The following is a 16,262-nucleotide window of genomic DNA, read 5'->3' as shown; positions in this document are numbered from 1 at the left end:
TCGCCTCCCCGAGTCCGTCCACAGCCTGTGGACAGTGCGCACCGGCTACGCCGAGGCCTCGTCCAGCAGTGCCAGCTCCGCCGGGGCGAGCCGCAGGCCGGCGGCGGCCAGCAGCGGGGGCAGCTGCTCGACCGTCCGCGCGCTGGCGATGGGCGCGGCCACCGTCGGCCGCGAGGCCAGCCAGGCCAGGGCGACGGTGGCGAGCTCGACCCCGTGCTCCGCCGCGACGCTGTCCAGCGCCTCCAGCACCTTCGGACCGCGCGGTTCCTCCAGGTACCGGCCGGCGCCCTGCGCCCGCGCACTGTCGACCCCGGCGCCGCCCGGCCGGTACTTGCCGGTCAGGAAGCCCGAGGCCAGCGCGAAGTAGGGCAGCGCCGACAGCCCGTGCTCGGCGACGACGTCCGCGAGCGGGCCCTCGTACGTCGAACGGGAGACCAGGTTGTAGTGCGGCTGGACGGCGATGTACTTCGCGAGGCCCTCCCGCTCGGAGAACGCCAGCGACTCGGTGAGCCGCTCCGCGCTGATGTTGGAGGCCGCGATCTCCCGGACCTTGCCCTCCTTCACCAGCTCGTCCAGCGCGCCGATGAACTCCTCCACCGGGGTGTCGGTGTCGTCCCGGTGGGTGTAGAGCAGGTCGATCCGCTCGATGCCGAGCCGGCGCAGCGACTCCTCCGTCGCGGCCTTCACGGTGTGCGCCCGGAGACCCGTCGAGTCGGGGTGCGCGCCGACCTTGGTGGCGACCACGATCTCGTCCCGGTTGCCCCGGCTGCGCAGCCAGTTGCCGATGATGGTCTCCGACTCGCCGCCCGTGTTGCCCGGCACCCACGCCGAGTAGACGTCGGCGGTGTCGACGAAGTTGCCGCCGCCGGCCGCGAACGCGTCGAGCACGGCGAAGGACTGTGCCTCGTCGGCGGTCCAGCCGAAGACGTTGCCGCCGAGGGAGAGCGGGAACACCGCGAGGTCGGAGGTGCCGAGCGTCACACGGGCGCGGGAGTCACTGCGGTTATCGGTCATGACCGAAGTCAACCTGATCCCCGCGGCGGCCATTCCACCGCCGTCGAGGTCTTCACGAGGTTGTCGTACCGCCGTTGCACGACGCCGGCGGTCAATCCGGTGGGGGTCCGGGGTGTCGGCGGGGTGGCCGGATTCGTTAGAGTCCCTGCCATGGCTGACAACGACTACGACCCCGCCGGCAACACCCAGATGTTCCGGGCGTTCGTCGACGAGACCCCGGCCCCCCAGGCGCCCGGCTCCGTCTCCACCTATGGCAGCAGTCGCGGCAACAGCCGCACCGGCGTGATCGTCGGCGTGGCCGTCGTGGTGGTGGCCGTGCTGGCCGTCGTCGTCTGGCTGGCCGTCAAGTAATCCTCCGGCTCCCCGCGCCTGGCGGCTCAGGCACCACCCCGCTGCTCAGCAGGGCTGCCGCCAGGCGTCCAGTTCCAGGTGCTTGGACATCGAACTCAGGCCCAGTGCCTTGGCCTGGGGGCAGAACTTGCTCGTCGGTACCTTGTACTCGACGTGCAGGACGGCCTTGCCCGCCTTGATGAACGGGCTGAGCTTCTCGCACTCGTCGTACTCGGCGCACTGCTCGTTGACGGCGAAGTCGAAGTCGCCGACCAGGGCCGGGATCTGGTCGAGGTCGTTCTTCAGCGCCACCGCCAGGCCGCGCTCGTGCGCGAGTGCGGCGATCATGCGGTTGTACTTCAGCTGGTCGTCGGCGGTGAGCGGGAAGCCGGTCTCGTTGATGTAGGCGTCCAGCAGGTCGGGCTCCACGGCGTCGAAGCCCTTGGCCCGGCACATGTCGAAGCGGGTCGCCATCAGCGGCTTCAGCTTGTCGAGCTGCCGGATGTCGAACCACTTCTCGCCCTGCCAGCCGTTGCCCGAGCCCTGCAGGCTCTTGGAGAACGCGGCGGCGTCCGGCCGGAAGTCCTCCCAGGAGCCGGCGTTGACGTAGCAGATCACCTTGCGGCCCTTGGCGTGCAGCGCGGCGACCACCGAGGCGTCGTGCTCGAAGCCGTCGATGTCGTAGACGGGGACGTCCACCGACTGGTCGAGGGTGCCGCCGAGCTGCCACTGCCAGGTCACCCCCGGCTTGGGCTGCCAGACCGCTCCGCCGGGCTTCGGCGCCGGCGGCTGCCCCGCGGGCGAGGTGGGTGCGGCGCCCGAGGGGCTGCCGGGCGCCGGTGGCGTCGCGCCCGGTTTCGTCGCGCCCGGGGACGAGGGGGTGCCGGGCGCCGGGGTGGCCGGCGCCGTGCTGCCCGGCGGGGTCTCCGACGGCGTGGTGGCCGTCGGGGTGTCCGGGCCGGGGACGGCCGGGGCCGAGGCCGCCGGGGAGTCCGGGCCAGTCGCTTCGGCGGAGGTGTCGTCGTCGCCCTCGTCCGAGCCGCTGCACGAGGTGGCCAGCAGGGCGGTGGTCAGGGCGATGGCGGCCAGCATGGGCCTGGAACGGCGGGTCACAGTACTCGAACTCCGGGTCGGGTCGGTTCTGGAAACGGGCGCTGGATGCGGGTACGGGCCGGTCAGTGTTGCGGCTGGGCGGCCGACAGGCCGAACGGCAGGGACGACCAGGGGTTGTCCCCGGAGCCGGGGACGGCGCAGCCCACTCCGGCCCGGCGGGCCGTGATCAGCGCGAGGACGTCCTGGGCGGCCTCGGCCGGTACGTCGTACACCAGGTGGCAGAAGTGGGCGGCGGCATGACGGCCCGTCCACAGCGGGAGGGTCATCTCGCGGTACGCCTCCCAGTCTCCCTCGAAGGTGACCAGGAGATCGGCCAGGCCGATCTCGGCGTACCCCGGTTCGGGGTGGTCGCCGTGCCCGAAGACGACGGTGCCGCAGCCGGCCGCGCGGGCGGCGGTGGCCAGCCGGCGGTAGTGCGGCAGGGCGCCGGCGTGGGCGGCGACCTGGTCGAAGTAGACGCCGTCGGTGGTGTACCACTGGCGGTAGGTCAGCAGGTCGGCGACCACGGCCGCGTGGGGCCGGCGGCCGTAGTCGGTGTCGGAGTAGCCGAGCAGCGGTATGCCCGCCGCCCGGACTTCGTCGGCGGCGGCGGCGAACACGTTGTCCGGGGCGTCGCCGGGGCCGTCCGCGATGTTGAGCACGACCGCCGCGACCCTGGAGGGGCCGGCGGCGGCGACCGCCTGCCAGGCCGCCGGGTCCACCGCGGGGTGGACGTACAGCGGCACCAGCAGGCGGCCGTCGGTCGTGTGTCCGGCGGTCATCCGGCAGCCGGTTCGGTGCTCAGCCACAGGTCGCGCAGGGTGTCGCCGAGGGTGATCTCCGGCTTCCACCCCAGCTCCTGGGCGGCGAGCGAGATGTCGGCCTGCTGCCAGGAGACGGCGGCGGAGCGCTCCGAGCCCGCCCCGCTCTCGTCGATCCGGCCGTCGAAGCCGGCGGCCGCGACGAGCCCGTCCGCGATCGCGCGGACCTGCTGGGCCTGTCCGGAGGCCAGGTTGACCACCCGGGGCAGCGGCCGGTCGGCCTGCACGGTCAGCGCGACCGCCCGGGCGATGTCCCGGGCGTCCACGAAGTCGCGGTACGCGGAGAGGTCGCCGACCTCCACCACGCCGCCGGGCTCGGCCCGGCGCAGTTCGCCGGCGAGCCGGCCGGGCAGCGAGCCGGCCGGTGAGCCGGGGCCGACGGGGTTGAAGACCCGCAGGACGACGGCGTCCAGCGCCGAGCCGGCCACCGCGAGGCTGCCGGCCAGCTTGGTGGCGCCGTACACGCCGACCGGGCGGGCCTGCGCGGTCTCGGCCAGCGAACTGCCCGGGTCGCAGACGCCGTACTCGCCGGCCGAGCCGATGTGCACGAGCCGGGCCTGCGGGGCGCCCTCCCGGAGCGCCTCGCAGAGCACGGCCGGGCCACGGGCGTTGACCTCGGAGAGGGTGACGGCGCTGCCGGAGACGGCCCCGGCGAAGTTCACCACGACGTCGACCGAGAGCTGCCCGAGCCGGTCGGCGAGGTCGCCGGGTCCGGCCGTGGCGAGGTCCACGGCGAGGTCGTGCGTGGGTCTGCGGCCGCCGGTGAGCACGGTGGCTCCCGGCAGTTCCCGCAGGGCGGCGGAGGCGTGGCGGCCGAGGAAGCCGTCCGCGCCGAGGAGCAGGATTCTCACGCGGCCCGCCCGTCGGCGCCGATCGGCTCCGCCGCGTCCGCGGTGGCGTCCGGTGCGGTGCGGGCGGCCGGCACGGGTGCGACCGCGGGCTCGCTGCGGACGGCCGGTACGGAGTGCAGGCCCCCGGGGGCCTCGTCGCGCAGCAGCAGTCCGCGGTTCGCCGCGAAGTCGGCGTTGGCCCGGTCGTAGTCGTCCGGGCGGCCGATGTCGAGCCAGTAGCCGTTGAACTCGTAGGCGGAGGGCGGGGTGCCGGCGCCGAGGAGGTCCAGGACGAGCTCGTCGAAGCCGAGCGGCAGGCCGGGGGTGTAGCGGGCGAGGGTGGAGCGGGACACGCCGTACACGCCCATCGAGACGCGGTAGTCGATGCTCGGCTTCTCCTGGAAGCCGGTGATGCTGGTGCCCTCGGTGGTCAGCACGCCGAAGTCGATCTTGACCTGGCGGGCGTAGGTGGCGATGGTCAGCGGCGCGGCCGACTCCTCGTGGTGCTTGAGCACCCCGGCGAAGTCCAGGTCGGTCAGGATGTCGCCGTTCATCACCAGGAAGTGCTCGGGCAGCCGGTCCTGCATGGTGAGCAGCGGGCCCATGGTGCCGAGCGGAGTGTCCTCGACGGCGTAACCGACGCGCAGCCCCCACTGCGAGCCGTTGCCGACGTAGGCGCGGATGATGTGGCCGAGGTGCCCGATGGCCAGCGTCACGGTCTTGAAGCCCGCCGAGGCGAGCTGGCGCATCACGATCTCCAGGATCGCGTGCTGGTCGCCGATCGGGACGAGCGGCTTGGGCAGGGCGGTGGTGTAGGGCCGGAGCCGGACACCCTTGCCACCGGCCAGGATTACTGCGTGCATGGTATTTCCCCCACGAAGACGTTGTCTGAATGTTGCTGGACGGGTCAGACGATGTGGCGGTCGGACGGTGTGGTCGTCGGACGGTGTGGTCGCCGGACGACGGGATCAGACGTTGTACAGGTCGGTCTTGTAGCGGGCCAGGTTCGCCGGGTCGCGGAAGAACTCGATGGTCTGCTCCAGGCCCTCCTCCAGCGAGTGGCCCGGGGTCCAGCCGGTGGCGGTGCGCAGCCGGGTCGCGTCCGCGACCAGGCGCATCACCTCGGAGTTGGTCGGGCGGATGCGCTGCTCGTCCTCCTTGACGGTGACGTCGACGCCCATCAGCTTGCCGACCAGGGTGACCAGGTCGCCGACCGAGATCTCGCCGCCGGTGCCGGCGTTGAACGTCCGGCCGACGACGGTCTCGGCGGGCGCGGTGCCGACGGTGCGGAACGCGGCGGCGGTGTCCTTGACGAAGGTGAAGTCGCGGGTCGGCCGCAGGTCGCCGAGGGTGATCGTGGTCTCGCCGGCGGCGAGCTGGGCGATCACGGTCGGGATCACGGCGCGCATCGACTGCCGCGGGCCGAAGGTGTTGAACGGGCGCAGCGTCACGACGGGCGTCTCGAAGCTGGCGTGGTAGCTGTCCGCGAGGCGGTCGCCACCGGCCTTCGAGGCGGCGTACGGGGACTGCGTGTTGATCGGGTGGTCCTCGGTGATCGGCACGGTCTGCGCGGTGCCGTACGTCTCGCTGGTCGAGGTGTGCACCAGACGCGGGATGTCCAGGTGGCGCACGGCCTCCAGGACGTTGAGGGTGCCCGTGACGTTGGTCTCGATGTAGGAGTGCGGGGCCTGGTAGGAGTACGGGATCGCGATCAGCGCGGCCAGGTGGTAGACCGCCTCGGTGCCCTTGACCAGGCCGTTGACGGAGCCCGGGTCACGGACGTCGCCGAGGACGATCTGCACCGAGTCCAGCACCTCGCGGTCGAGGGTCTCCAGCCATCCGAAGGACGAGAAGGAGTTGTACTGGACCATCGCGCGGACGTGGTGGCCGTCGGCGACCAGGGTCTCGACGAGGTGGGAGCCGATGAATCCCTCGGCTCCGGTGACGGCGACGGTGCTCATGCTTGTGAGGTCTCTTTCCGGTAAGTGTGCGGCTGAGGGTGGGTGGTGCACCGGCCGGCCCGTGGTGGGGGCCGCCGGAGATCAGCGGTGTCTCGTGGTGCGGCCGAGCGCGGGCCCGGCGATGGAGGTGAGGACGAGGGCGGCCGCCCCGCAGCCGAGGAGCTGCAGGACGGTGGGGTCGTAGCCGGCCAGCAGCCCGGCGCACTCGGCGCCCGCCGCGGCCAGGCAGATCAGGGTGGTGCTCCAGCTGAACCCGAAGGCGTTCAGCAGCAGGGCCAGCCAGAGCGCCCCGCCGAGCACCAGCAGCGCGCCGAGCTGGACGATGCCGAGCGTCGGCGCTCCGGGCCAGAGCACCGTGGCGGCGGCGTCCAGGCAGGCGACCGTGGTGAGGTAGGTGAACAGGCAGCCGAGCAGCACGCTGCCGGTGCGCAGGACGAACCGGCCGGGGGTGTGGCTGGTGCGCAGCGAGGCCACCGCCATCGCCCGGTAGCGGAAGAGCAGCCACTCGGCGAGGCCGAGACTGAGCGTCAGCGCGACCATGGCCGGCCCGGTCGGGGTGGCGGCCGTCCCGGCGAGCACGCCGGGGCCGACGGCCTGCTCGATGGTGGTGCCGAGCCCGGCGATCAGCGTCAGGGTGCCGACCGCGAGCCCGAACAGGCCGTGCGGCAGCTCCTGGAACACCGGCAGTCTCAGCACGGTGGTCTCCTGCTCGGCCTTCAGGCAGCGCAGCACCTCGCGGGTGGCCAGCGCCAGCGCGAGCCCGAGCGTGGCCAGCAGCACGGCGGTGCGGACGGCCTGCGGCACGTCGACCGCCAGCACCACGCCCGCGCCGAGCGCCGACGGCGCCAGCGCGACCAGCAGGGACTTCTCGCGGCCGAGGACGAGCAGCACGGTGGCGGCCGCGAGGTAGCCGGACTGCCCGGCCGCGAACAGCAGGGAGGCGAGCGGCCCGCCCACCACGTACGAGGCGGTGGCGGCGACCAGGGCGCCGGCCGGTGCGCCGACGGCCAGGCAACGGCCGGCTGCCCGGCGCCGGCCGCGGCCGAGCCAGGCGTACGAGCGGTGCGCGAGGGCCTGGTTCCAGGCCCAGCTGACCAGCGTGGCGACGGACAGCGCGACCATTCCGGACGGCAGGCCGAAGCGCATCCGGTCGACCGCGAAGAGGTTGGCGCCGAGCAGGTAGCCGAGGCCGGGCAGGGCGAACACCAGGCCGCGGACGACGCAGCGCCACGGGTCGGCCCGCCACGGGTTGGCGAACTCGGCGCTCGGGCCGGGGTAGCGCCGGTCGATCTTGACGAACAGTTCCTCGGCGAGGGTGAAGGAGTCGGGCCGGCCGTAGTTCAGCGCGGCCTGCTCGTCGGTCAGCCCGTCGGACTCCAGGAACGCGGCGATCTCGTAGGGGTGCACGGCGTCGGCGCAGACGTCCGCGAGCCGCTCGGCGAGGGCGTCGATGGGGTCGGCGCAGACGTCCGGGCCCTCGTCCGCCGGCTGCGGTGGGGCGGGCCGGCGGCGCTGGCGCGGCAGGGTGCGCAGCTGCATGGTCTGCTCGGCCCAGTCGGGGCCGGCCTCGTCCGGAACGAGGCGCAGTGGGCCGCTCATGCGCCCACCTCGCCGCTGCCGCCGGTGGGCCGCGGGGTCTGCTCACTCATCGGGCCTCCTGGAGCTTCTCGGTGCGGCCCCAGGTGACGGGCCCCTCGGCCGGGATGTCCGCCGGGATGTCCTCGCCGACGGCGATGACGCCCTCGGGGAGCCAGCGGGCGGTGCCGAGCAGTTCGGTGTAGATGCTCCGGAAGCCGTCGATGTTCTGGCGCAGGGTGAACTGGTCGATCACCCGCAGCCGGGCCTGCTCGCCGAGGCGGGCCCGCCGCTCGGGGTCGCGCAGCAGTTCCAGTGCGGCGGCGGCCATCGGCTCGGGCTCGCGCGGGGGGACGACCAGGCCGGTGTCCCCGACGGCCTCGCGGACGCCGCCGACGTCGGTGGAGACGGTGGAGCGCCCGCAGGACATCGCCTCGATCAGGGTGAACGGGAAGCCCTCGCTGATGCTGGAGAGCATCACCACGTTCCCGGCGGCGTACGCGTCGGTGATGTCGGCGACGCGGCCCTCGAAGACGACCGAGTCGGCGATGCCGAGCTCGGCCGCCAGGGCTATGCAGCCGTCGCGGTAGCCCTCGCCGCCCTTGGGGGTGCCGCCGAACAGGCGCAGCTTCGCGTCCGGCATCTCCTTCAGGACGATCGCGAACGCCCGGATCAGCGTCTCCAGGTCCTTGATCGGGTCGACCCGCCCGGCCCAGCTGAGGGTCGGGGTCTCGGGCTCGGGGCCGGCCGGCGGGAAGGCCGCCGGGTCGACGCCGTTGTACACGGTCCGGATGTGCGCGGACGGCGTGCCGCCGCGCTCCTCCCAGCGCCGGTTGTACCGGTTGCCGGGGGTGACCAGGGCGGCCCGCGCGTAGCTCTCCTCGGCGAGCATCCGGTAGAAGCCCAGCAGCAGGGCCTTGACCGGCCAGCGGTAGGGGCCGGTGCGGTAGCCGAGGTAGCGCTCGCGCAGGTAGATGCCGTGCTCGGTGAGCAGGAACGGGACGCCGTACTGCTGGGCGGCGATCAGGCCGGGCAGCGTGGCGAGGCCGCCGCTGGCCGCGTGCGCGACGCCGTTCTGCGGCGGCTCGACCGACAGCGGACGCAGCGCGTGCTCCAGCAGGTCGGTGGCGTTGAGCGCGTCGTGCAGGGTGGGTCGGGAGACGGCGGTGGGCAGGTAGTCGCGGGTCCAGACGCGCTGGAGGGTGCGCAGGGCGGGTTCGCTGCGCAGCGCTGGGCTGAGCAGTCCGCGCCGGGCGAGGTCGGCGAAGCCGTACAGCTCGGTGCCGAAGTGGGTGGTGTAGACGGGGTCGAGGATGGAGTGCAGGAAGCGCTCGTACGCGTCGAGGAACCGCCGCATCTCCTTGCGACGCGGTGGTTTCGCACTGGAGGCCGGGCCCCAGAGCGGTGCCATGGTCACCGACCGGACATTGGCGGGCAGTTCCCAGGCAAGCGACTCGTGACCGGTACCGGTGACCGCGATGATGTCGAACTCGACGTCGGGCATGCCGACGACGAGCTGGTCGCACCAGACGCTGACGCCACCGTGCTGGTGCGGATACGTCCCCTCGGTGAGCAGGGTGACGCGCATCCCTGACCCCCCTCCTTTTCTTCCCCTCGGCGCCCGCTGTGGTGGGCGGGCGTACAGCCGGTGGTGGGGCGGGATCGCCCGCCCCACCACCGTCGTGCGGACTAGCGGCCGGTCTTGCCGGCGGTCTTCTTGGCCGGGGCGGTGGTGGCCGCCGTCGGCTTGGTGCTGGTGGTCGTCGCCTTGCCCGCGGCCGGCTTGGTACCGGTCGTGGTGCTCTTGCCCGTGGCGGCCTTGCCGGTGAGGGCCTTGCCGAGGACGGGGACGCCGCTGCCGGGCACCAGCGTCTCGGCGTCCGTCCGGGCGGTGTCGCTCGGGCCGGCCGGCACTGCGGTGGCGGCGCCGCTCGGGACGACGGTCTCGGTGGTGGCCGGGGCCGCGAGCGACTTCGCCGCGGTGGTGGCCGCGACGGCGCCGGCCGGAGCCGCCGGGGTCTGGGCCGCCGTCAGCTTGAGCGTGATGGTGCTCTGCAGTGCGGCGGGCTTGACCCAGCCGGACAGCGTGCCCGCGTAGGCGGTGCCGAACGCGGTGCTGCCGAAGGCCAGCTTCTGGGTGGTGCCGGCCGGCATGGTTGCCTCGGCCTGAACGCCGGTGGGCGCGGTGACCGTGACGGTGTCGCCGATGCGGTAGCCGGTGACCTGGCCGGCCGCGACGGCGGTGTTCCAGGCGGCGCGGCGCTGGAACTCGGCGCCGATGTCCTTCTGCGCCAGGTTCACGATCGGCGCGCTGTCCGCGTACAGGTTGCGGTAGGTCGAGAGCACCGTCTCCAGCACCGGGTACAGGATCCGGCCCTCGGACAGGTTCGACTGGTGGATGAAGTGCGGCCGCGGGTCGTTGCTGAGCACGTGGCCCAGGTCGATCCGCGCCTCCAGCGGCACGATGTACGAGGCGTACCCGGTGGTGGTGTCCAGCGGGGTGGCCAGGCAGGTGGAGTTCGCGTTGACCTCGCAGACCCCGCTGCCGCCGTTGGCGACGCTGGTGTAGATCCAGTTGTACTCGTCCGTCTCCTCCTGCGCCGTGGCGGCGTTGTAGAAGACGTTCATCGGGTACCGCGGCACGGTCAGCGTGGAGGTGCCGACGGCGCGCTGGCCGCTCTCGCGGGAGGCGTCGCTCGCCGTCCACTTGACCCCGTTGGCGGCCAGCGAGGGCGCCAGGTAGGGGTTGTCGCTGGTCTCCTGGGGAGCGGTCAGCAGGCCGGAGTGCTCGCCGGTGACGAGCTCGGCCTTGTCGATCACCAGGCTGTGCGCGGCGGCCCAGTCGATGTTGTTCTTGACCTGGGCGGTGATGGTCGCCTGGTCGACCCAGACGGTGTTGCCGCCCGCGTCCTTGGTGCACTTCCACGGCACCACGGTGACGTCCTGCAGGCAGCCGATGTACGGGTGCGTGTAGGTGTGGTTGATCCAGCGGTAGCTGGTCTGGTCGGCCACCATCTGGTCGACGACCGGGTCGGCGGTGACCTCGTGGTCGGCCTTCCAGTCCTCGCTGCCGCCACCGTTGAACACCATGTCCAGGGTGAAGTTGTGGTCCAGCTGCCACTGCTTCGCGTACTGGGCGTCCGCCTGCGTCATCCGGATCGGGTTGGCCGTCTCGGGGGTGCCGGGCGGGCAGGTGACGTCACCGGGGGTGCACTTGAGGACGGTGTCCCAGCGGTCGTCGGCGAGGAAGACGTCGTCGACGTGGGCCGCGAAGTAGTTGCGGTCGTAGCCGAGGTGGATGCCCTGGGTCACCCAGTCGACTATGCCGCGGGCCAGCAGCCGGTACTGCTGCTGGTACTGGTTGTAGACGAACGTGACGACGAGTTCCTTGCGGCCGTCGTGGGTGTACTCGCCGACCAGCGAGCCGCGCGCGGTGGTGCCCGGGATCGGGGCGTCCACCAGCGGCTTGAAGTCGGCGCCCGCCAGCGGCGTGGCGAGGTAGCCGTAGCTCTCACCGACGGTGGGGGAGTTGTCCTCGAACGGGACGCTGCCCTTGAGGTAGCCGAACGGGCCCGCGATGCCGTCGGTGGTGACCTGGCCCTGGGCACCGTCGAGGCTGCCGATGTAACCCGGTGCCTGGGCCCAGTTCAAACCCACGTCGGGACGGGCATAGGTGTAGGCATCGACCTGACGGATGCCGAAGGTGGCCTCGAAGGCGGCGAGGGCCGTCATCTCGGCCGACCCGGCGGCGAAGGGGTTGTCGTTGGGCATGACGACACCCTGGAACTTCGCGCGCGGGATGCCGTTGACCGTGTCGCTGAGGAAAGCGGCATCGATCACCGGACGGTTGGCGTCGTTCAGGTTGACGATCTTGTACGGGGTGCCCTGGCTCGCCAGTTCGGCGGCGATCGCGGCGGTCGCGGGACCGCCGTCGTCGATCACGAGCACCGTGAGGTCAATGCGGTTGCTGGTCGTGGCGTGGGCGATGGACGACTGGAGACCGCCGGCCAACAGGACTGCCGCCGCGCACGCGGCAACTCTTCGGGTCGCTCGACCCATGGTGGTTCCTCCCCTGGGGCAGGGGCGGCGCTGCTCTGCGCCCGCATGCCCTGACTCTGTTCGAAGGCAGCAGGCTGCCAGCCACACATCTTGCTGGACGATCAGGGGTGCATGGGACCAAATGGGTGAGAGTGCAGCGAATCTGTTACCAACGTTCATGTCGATGCCATAAAGGCCTCGAACGCGGTCAGAAAGGCTCAATCTGCGCAAATATTTTAATAATCACAACAATCAGTCAGTGACTGACAACAATCTGTCGACGATCCCGCCCCCCGGGTGGATCTTCGCTGGTCACCGCCTACTGCCGGGTACGCCGAGGCAGACCCGCCTAGACTGGCGACGTCTGCCACTCTCGCACATCCGTGCCTTTGATCGGGCAGGTTCATGCAACATCGCACGGTTCTGCGCCGCTGCGTTCCGGATATCCGTACGGAGGCCCTCCCGTGACCGAGCAGCAGACCTTGATCACCGAAGTGGAGGGCGCAAACAAGGCGCCCGTAATCACCCCCGCGCACGCCCCGGGCGCCCCTTCGGACAATCCCGGTGAGACGGCCGCCGCCCGCAGCCTCGGGCTCCACGGCGCCGTCAACGCCCGCGATCTCGGAGGCTACCGGACAGCCGACGGTAAGGTCCTGCGACACGGCCGGGCGTTGCGCAGTGACGGCCTCAACCGCCTCACCGACGCGGACCTCGACACGCTGGTCGCCCACGGCCTGCGCCACGTCGTCGACCTCCGCAGCCTCGACGAGGTCCGTGAGGCGGGCCCCGACCGGGTACCCGGCCTGCCCGTCGCCGAGATCGCCGCCGCCGAGCTCTCCGCCACCCCGCTCACCGTCGAGCCGGCCGGCCCGGGCGGCATCACCCTGCACCACCTTCCGGTCTTCGCCGCCGACTTCGACATCTACGTGGCCCTGCGCGACGCGCTGGCGGACCGCAGCGCCGAGAAGCAGCACGCCCTGCTCGGCGACGGCCGCGCGGCCGCGATGATGGTCGGCCTGTACCGCTGGTTCGTCACCGACGCGGTCGCCCGCGAGCGGTTCGCCACCGTGCTGCGCCTGCTGGCGGCCCCGGACGGCGCGCCGCTGCTCTTCCACTGCTCGGCGGGCAAGGACCGCACCGGCTGGACGGCCGCGGTCCTGCTCACCGCCCTGGGGGTGGACCGCGACACCGTCTACGCCGACTACCTGCTGACCAACGAGCGCTCGGCCGCGATCATCGAGACCATCGTCGACAGCTTCGGCACCCGCGGCCTGATGCAGGAGCCGGCGCTGCTGCTGCCGGTCTTCCGGGCCGACCGCGGCTATCTGGACGCGGCCTTCGAGGAGGTCGCCCTCGGCTGGACGTCCTTCGAGGAGTTCTGGCAGGACGGCCTGGGCCTGGACGACGGCGTGCTGGAGGGCCTGCGCGCCAACCTGTTGGCCGGTTGACGCGCAGGCCCTCCCCGGCCCCGTCAGGCCTCGCTGATGAGGCCCTCACGCAGCTGGGTGAGGGTCTTGGTGAGCAGCCGGGAGACGTGCATCTGCGAGATGCCGATCTCCTCGCCGATCTGCGACTGTGTCAGGTTCCCGAAGAACCGCAGCATGATGATCCGGCGCTCGCGCGGCGGGAGCTTGGCCAGCAGCGGCTTGAGCGACTCGCGGTACTCCACGCCCTCCAGCGCGAGGTCCTCGTAGCCGAGCCGCTCGGCCAGCGGGCCGTCGCCGTCCTCCTCGCCGGGGCTGGAGTCCAGCGAGCTGGCGGTGTACGCGTTGCCGACCGCCAGGCCCTCGACCACGTCCTCCTCGCTGACGCCCAGGCAGACGGCCAGCTCGGCGACGGTGGGGGAGCGGTCGAGCCGCTGTGCCAGCTCGTCACCGGCCTTGGTGAGGGCCAGGCGCAGCTCCTGGAGGCGCCGGGGCACCCGGACCGACCAGCTGGTGTCGCGGAAGAAGCGCTTGATCTCGCCGACCACGGTCGGCATCGCGAAGGTCGGGAACTCGACCCCGCGCTCCGGGTCGAACCGGTCGATCGCCTTGATCAGGCCGATCGTGCCGACCTGGACGATGTCCTCCATCGGCTCGTTGCGGCTGCGGAAGCGCGCGGAGGCGTACCGGACCAGCGGCAGGTTGAGCTCGATCAGGGTGTCGCGGACGTAGGTGTGCTCGTCGCTGCCGGTCTCCAGGGTGGCCAGCCGCAGGAAGAGCGCGCGGGAGAGCGTACGGGTGTCCAGCGCCCCGCCGGTGGCAGGGGGCGGCGGCGCGGGGGCGGCCGGCGTCGGCCCCCCCTGCGCAGGGATCTGATCGACGACCGTCGTGGCGTCGTGGATCTCAGCAGTGCCCAGCTCTCCGGACATGCACCCACCCCCTTGTGACTGACTGTTCAACGGGTGTCACCGTCCGGCGGTTCCCGTGCGGCGCCCTTCCCCTGCATACCGGCCCATGGCCCGTCGCAAACCCGAACGTCGCAAGATGTCACGCGGCAGTAACGCGCAGCAATGCCCGTGGTCCGTGGTGATCCGGTGGCAGGAGAGGGTCTGTGACGATCATTCTTCCCAGGAGTTGCCGCTCCGAAGCCTCGTCAGGATCCGCGAGAGCAGCCGGGAGACGTGCATCTGCGACATCCCCAGCTCGTTGCTGATCTGGGACTGCGTCAGGTTCGCGAAGAACCGCAGCATGATGATGCGCCGCTCCCGCTCGGGCAGCTGCACCAGCAGGTGGCGCACCATGTCCCGGTGCTCGACCTCGGCGAGCGCGGAGTCCTCGTAGCCGAGCCGGTCGAGCAGCGCCAGGCCGCCCTCGTGCTCCTGCGCGGCCTCCAGCGAGGCGGCGTTGTAGGCGCGTCCGGCGTCCAGGCAGGCCCGGACGTCCTCCTCCGGGATGCGCAGGCTGGCCGCGATCTCCGGCACCTTCGGCACCCGCCCGTGCGTGACGGTCAGCTCCTCCATCGCACCGCTGACCTGAACCCAGAGCTCCTGGAGCCGGCGCGGGACGTGCATGGTGCGGACGTTGTCGCGGAAGTACCGCTTGATCTCGCCGAGGATGGTCGGCAGCGCGTACGTCGGGAACTGCACGCCCCGGCTCGGGTCGAACCGGTCGATGGCGTTGATCAGGCCGATCGTGCCGACCTGGACGACGTCCTCCATCGGCTCGTTGCGGCTGCGGAACCGGGTCGCGGCGTAGCGCACCAGCGGGATGTTGACCTCGATGAGCGCGGCCCGCACGCGTTCCCGTTCGGGAGCTTCGGGCGGCAGTTCGGAGAGCCGCTCGAACAGCACCCGGGTGAGGGTCCGTACGTCGATCGCGGGCCGGCCGGGCGCCTTCGGCCCGGCGGAGCGCCACGCGCCGGACCGCAGCTCGCCGGCCGGGCCGAACACGGCGGCCACGGCCTCGTCCGGGGACGGCCCGGCGGGCGCCTCGGCGGCCGGCTTGCCCGGCATCACGTCCGCTGGCATCACATCGGCGGGCAGCACGTCCGTGGGCAGCACGGTGCAGGGCATCGCGGTGCCGGGCAGGCCGGCGTCGGGCAGTGTGGCCGGCGGACCGGCACCGGTATCAGGCGCACTCCCTTGAGTCCGCATGGACTCACCCTCCCGAAGTCGACAATGGTGGGACCTGCGGGTCGGGTGCCCTACCCCCGTTCATCACCTCGGCATGTCCGGCAAAACCGGTCATAGCATCACAAGGCGGGCACAGTTCGTTCAAGCACCGCGCCCAGGTGTGTTGAAGCACCGTTGGGTCATCCGGCGCAGCGCCCGCGACGGCCGGGCGGACGGACGACGGCGCCCCGCCCCGGTCGGGGGCGGGGCGCCGAAGGGTCGTACGGATGCGACCGACGCGTTCGCGGGCTCAGACCTCGATGTCGGCAATCACCCAGGTGGCGAACTCCCGCCACTGCCCGGCCGCGGCCTGGTGGGCCGGATGGGCGATGTACGACTGCAGCGCCGCGCGGTCCTCGACGAGGCTGTTGATCGCGTAGTCGTAGGCGATGTCGCGCTCGGTGATGTTCCAGGCGCACTCCCACTCGCGCAGCTCGGGGATCAGCGTGCCGAGCTCCGCGAAGGCCTTGGCGCCGGCGATCGCCCGCTCGTCGTCCTTCGTGATGCCTTCGTTGAGCTTGAACAGGACCAGGTGCCGGATCATGAGGCCGCTCCCAGCGGGTGAGGGTCGGTGGACCCAGCCACGTTAGCCGCCGGCCCGCCCGCCGCCGCACCGGCCCCGGTGCGGGGCCCGGCCGCTGCGGCCTACTTGACCAGCCCCGTCATGAACGTCCCGGCCGCCTTCGCCGCGGTCGAGATCCCCTCGAACCCCGACTGGACCAGCTCGGCCGCCCTGGCGGGCGAGGTGATGATCGTGTAGAGGACGAAGATGAGCAGGAGGTACATGCCGATCTTCCGCGCCTGAGCCATCGAACTGCCCTGCCTCCCTGCTGTGGGCCGCCGTCGTCCGGTCCCCGAGCGTCCCGCCTCGCACTGCTCTGCTGCCTCGCAGCAGCTTATCCATCGGATGGCCCAGCGGGTCAGCATCCTGTTCGGCCGTCGGGACGAAGGTCCCCGCGAGTGGGGGCTTTCTGCGGGTGCCCCTGGCCGGGCGGTGCAGCAGGAT

The 16,262-nt window shown here is 72.0% G+C and carries 14 protein-coding genes and 1 pseudogene; 2 read left to right on the top strand and 13 right to left on the bottom strand.

What is annotated here, in order from left to right; translation table 11 throughout:
* Window positions 1–45 precede the first annotated feature (45 nt).
* Window positions 46–1,014, bottom strand: coding sequence for an aldo/keto reductase (locus ACFUK0_RS22890; RefSeq protein ID WP_380253056.1), 969 nt, complete (start codon window positions 1,012–1,014; stop codon window positions 46–48).
* A 150-nt stretch (window positions 1,015–1,164) separates the two neighbouring features.
* Between ACFUK0_RS22890 and ACFUK0_RS22885 the strand changes: the two genes are divergently transcribed.
* Complete coding sequence (locus tag ACFUK0_RS22885; protein WP_380253054.1) at window positions 1,165–1,365, top strand: hypothetical protein; 201 nt, start codon at window positions 1,165–1,167, stop codon at window positions 1,363–1,365.
* A 45-nt stretch (window positions 1,366–1,410) separates the two neighbouring features.
* Here the strand turns inward: ACFUK0_RS22885 and ACFUK0_RS22880 are convergent, their stop codons facing one another.
* The 8 genes and pseudogenes from ACFUK0_RS22880 to ACFUK0_RS22845 form a co-directional block, all read right to left on the bottom strand.
* Window positions 1,411–2,457, bottom strand: coding sequence for an endo alpha-1,4 polygalactosaminidase (locus tag ACFUK0_RS22880; RefSeq protein WP_380253053.1), 1,047 nt, complete (start codon window positions 2,455–2,457; stop codon window positions 1,411–1,413).
* Window positions 2,458–2,519: 62 nt separating this feature from the next.
* Window positions 2,520–3,218, bottom strand: a complete 699-nt coding sequence (locus ACFUK0_RS22875; protein WP_380253051.1) for a spherulation-specific family 4 protein — start codon at window positions 3,216–3,218, stop codon at window positions 2,520–2,522.
* On the bottom strand, window positions 3,215–4,108 hold the full coding sequence (locus ACFUK0_RS22870; RefSeq protein ID WP_380253049.1) for an NAD-dependent epimerase/dehydratase family protein: 894 nt from the start codon (window positions 4,106–4,108) through the stop codon (window positions 3,215–3,217). Before ACFUK0_RS22870 ends, ACFUK0_RS22875 begins: the two co-directional genes overlap by 4 nt.
* A 137-nt stretch (window positions 4,109–4,245) precedes the next feature.
* Window positions 4,246–4,950 (bottom strand): annotated as a pseudogene (locus ACFUK0_RS22865) (NDP-sugar synthase); the annotation flags it as partial.
* 105 nt (window positions 4,951–5,055) lie between these two features.
* Window positions 5,056–6,048, bottom strand: a complete 993-nt coding sequence (locus tag ACFUK0_RS22860) for an SDR family NAD(P)-dependent oxidoreductase (protein ID WP_380253047.1) — start codon at window positions 6,046–6,048, stop codon at window positions 5,056–5,058.
* Window positions 6,049–6,129: 81 nt separating this feature from the next.
* Window positions 6,130–7,647, bottom strand: coding sequence for a hypothetical protein (locus ACFUK0_RS22855; protein ID WP_380253045.1), 1,518 nt, complete (start codon window positions 7,645–7,647; stop codon window positions 6,130–6,132).
* Between the two features lie 46 nt (window positions 7,648–7,693).
* On the bottom strand, window positions 7,694–9,211 hold the full coding sequence (gene pelF / locus ACFUK0_RS22850; RefSeq protein WP_380253043.1) for a GT4 family glycosyltransferase PelF: 1,518 nt from the start codon (window positions 9,209–9,211) through the stop codon (window positions 7,694–7,696).
* 101 nt (window positions 9,212–9,312) lie between these two features.
* The gene (locus ACFUK0_RS22845; protein WP_380253041.1) at window positions 9,313–11,682 is read right to left on the bottom strand and encodes a hypothetical protein; all 2,370 of its coding nucleotides are present in this window, start codon (window positions 11,680–11,682) and stop codon (window positions 9,313–9,315) included.
* Between the two features lie 443 nt (window positions 11,683–12,125).
* Here ACFUK0_RS22845 and ACFUK0_RS22840 point away from each other — a divergent pair, with 443 nt between their 5' ends.
* On the top strand, window positions 12,126–13,109 hold the full coding sequence (locus tag ACFUK0_RS22840) for a tyrosine-protein phosphatase (protein WP_380253039.1): 984 nt from the start codon (window positions 12,126–12,128) through the stop codon (window positions 13,107–13,109).
* Window positions 13,110–13,132: 23 nt separating this feature from the next.
* Here ACFUK0_RS22840 and ACFUK0_RS22835 read toward each other — a convergent pair whose 3' ends face one another.
* The 4 genes from ACFUK0_RS22835 to ACFUK0_RS22820 form a co-directional block, all read right to left on the bottom strand.
* Window positions 13,133–14,014 (bottom strand): RNA polymerase sigma factor SigF, encoded by an 882-nt coding sequence (locus tag ACFUK0_RS22835; RefSeq protein WP_380253037.1) that lies wholly within the window; start codon window positions 14,012–14,014, stop codon window positions 13,133–13,135.
* Window positions 14,015–14,203: 189 nt separating this feature from the next.
* The gene (locus ACFUK0_RS22830) at window positions 14,204–15,145 is read right to left on the bottom strand and encodes an RNA polymerase sigma factor SigF (RefSeq protein ID WP_380253035.1); all 942 of its coding nucleotides are present in this window, start codon (window positions 15,143–15,145) and stop codon (window positions 14,204–14,206) included.
* Window positions 15,146–15,506: 361 nt separating this feature from the next.
* The gene (locus ACFUK0_RS22825) at window positions 15,507–15,800 is read right to left on the bottom strand and encodes a Dabb family protein (protein ID WP_380253033.1); all 294 of its coding nucleotides are present in this window, start codon (window positions 15,798–15,800) and stop codon (window positions 15,507–15,509) included.
* Window positions 15,801–15,901: 101 nt separating this feature from the next.
* The gene (locus ACFUK0_RS22820; protein WP_380253031.1) at window positions 15,902–16,066 is read right to left on the bottom strand and encodes a hypothetical protein; all 165 of its coding nucleotides are present in this window, start codon (window positions 16,064–16,066) and stop codon (window positions 15,902–15,904) included.
* Between the last annotated feature and the right edge of the window lie 196 nt (window positions 16,067–16,262).

It is taken from the genome of Kitasatospora sp. NPDC057223 (assembly GCF_042669755.1).
Classification (GTDB): domain Bacteria; phylum Actinomycetota; class Actinomycetes; order Streptomycetales; family Streptomycetaceae; genus Kitasatospora.
This window is presented reverse-complemented; position numbering and strand designations above follow the sequence as displayed.

Coding starts and splice junctions, on each gene's coding strand:
- ACFUK0_RS22875 (WP_380253051.1), bottom strand. CDS start 3,218: ATGACCGCCGGACACACGACCGACGGCCGCCTGCTGGTGCCGCTGTAC.
- ACFUK0_RS22885 (WP_380253054.1), top strand. CDS start 1,165: ATGGCTGACAACGACTACGACCCCGCCGGCAACACCCAGATGTTCCGG.
- ACFUK0_RS22825 (WP_380253033.1), bottom strand. CDS start 15,800: ATGATCCGGCACCTGGTCCTGTTCAAGCTCAACGAAGGCATCACGAAG.
- ACFUK0_RS22890 (WP_380253056.1), bottom strand. CDS start 1,014: ATGACCGATAACCGCAGTGACTCCCGCGCCCGTGTGACGCTCGGCACC.
- ACFUK0_RS22845 (WP_380253041.1), bottom strand. CDS start 11,682: ATGGGTCGAGCGACCCGAAGAGTTGCCGCGTGCGCGGCGGCAGTCCTG.
- ACFUK0_RS22835 (WP_380253037.1), bottom strand. CDS start 14,014: ATGTCCGGAGAGCTGGGCACTGCTGAGATCCACGACGCCACGACGGTC.
- pelF (WP_380253043.1), bottom strand. CDS start 9,211: ATGCGCGTCACCCTGCTCACCGAGGGGACGTATCCGCACCAGCACGGT.
- ACFUK0_RS22855 (WP_380253045.1), bottom strand. CDS start 7,647: ATGAGCGGCCCACTGCGCCTCGTTCCGGACGAGGCCGGCCCCGACTGG.
- ACFUK0_RS22860 (WP_380253047.1), bottom strand. CDS start 6,048: ATGAGCACCGTCGCCGTCACCGGAGCCGAGGGATTCATCGGCTCCCAC.
- ACFUK0_RS22820 (WP_380253031.1), bottom strand. CDS start 16,066: ATGGCTCAGGCGCGGAAGATCGGCATGTACCTCCTGCTCATCTTCGTC.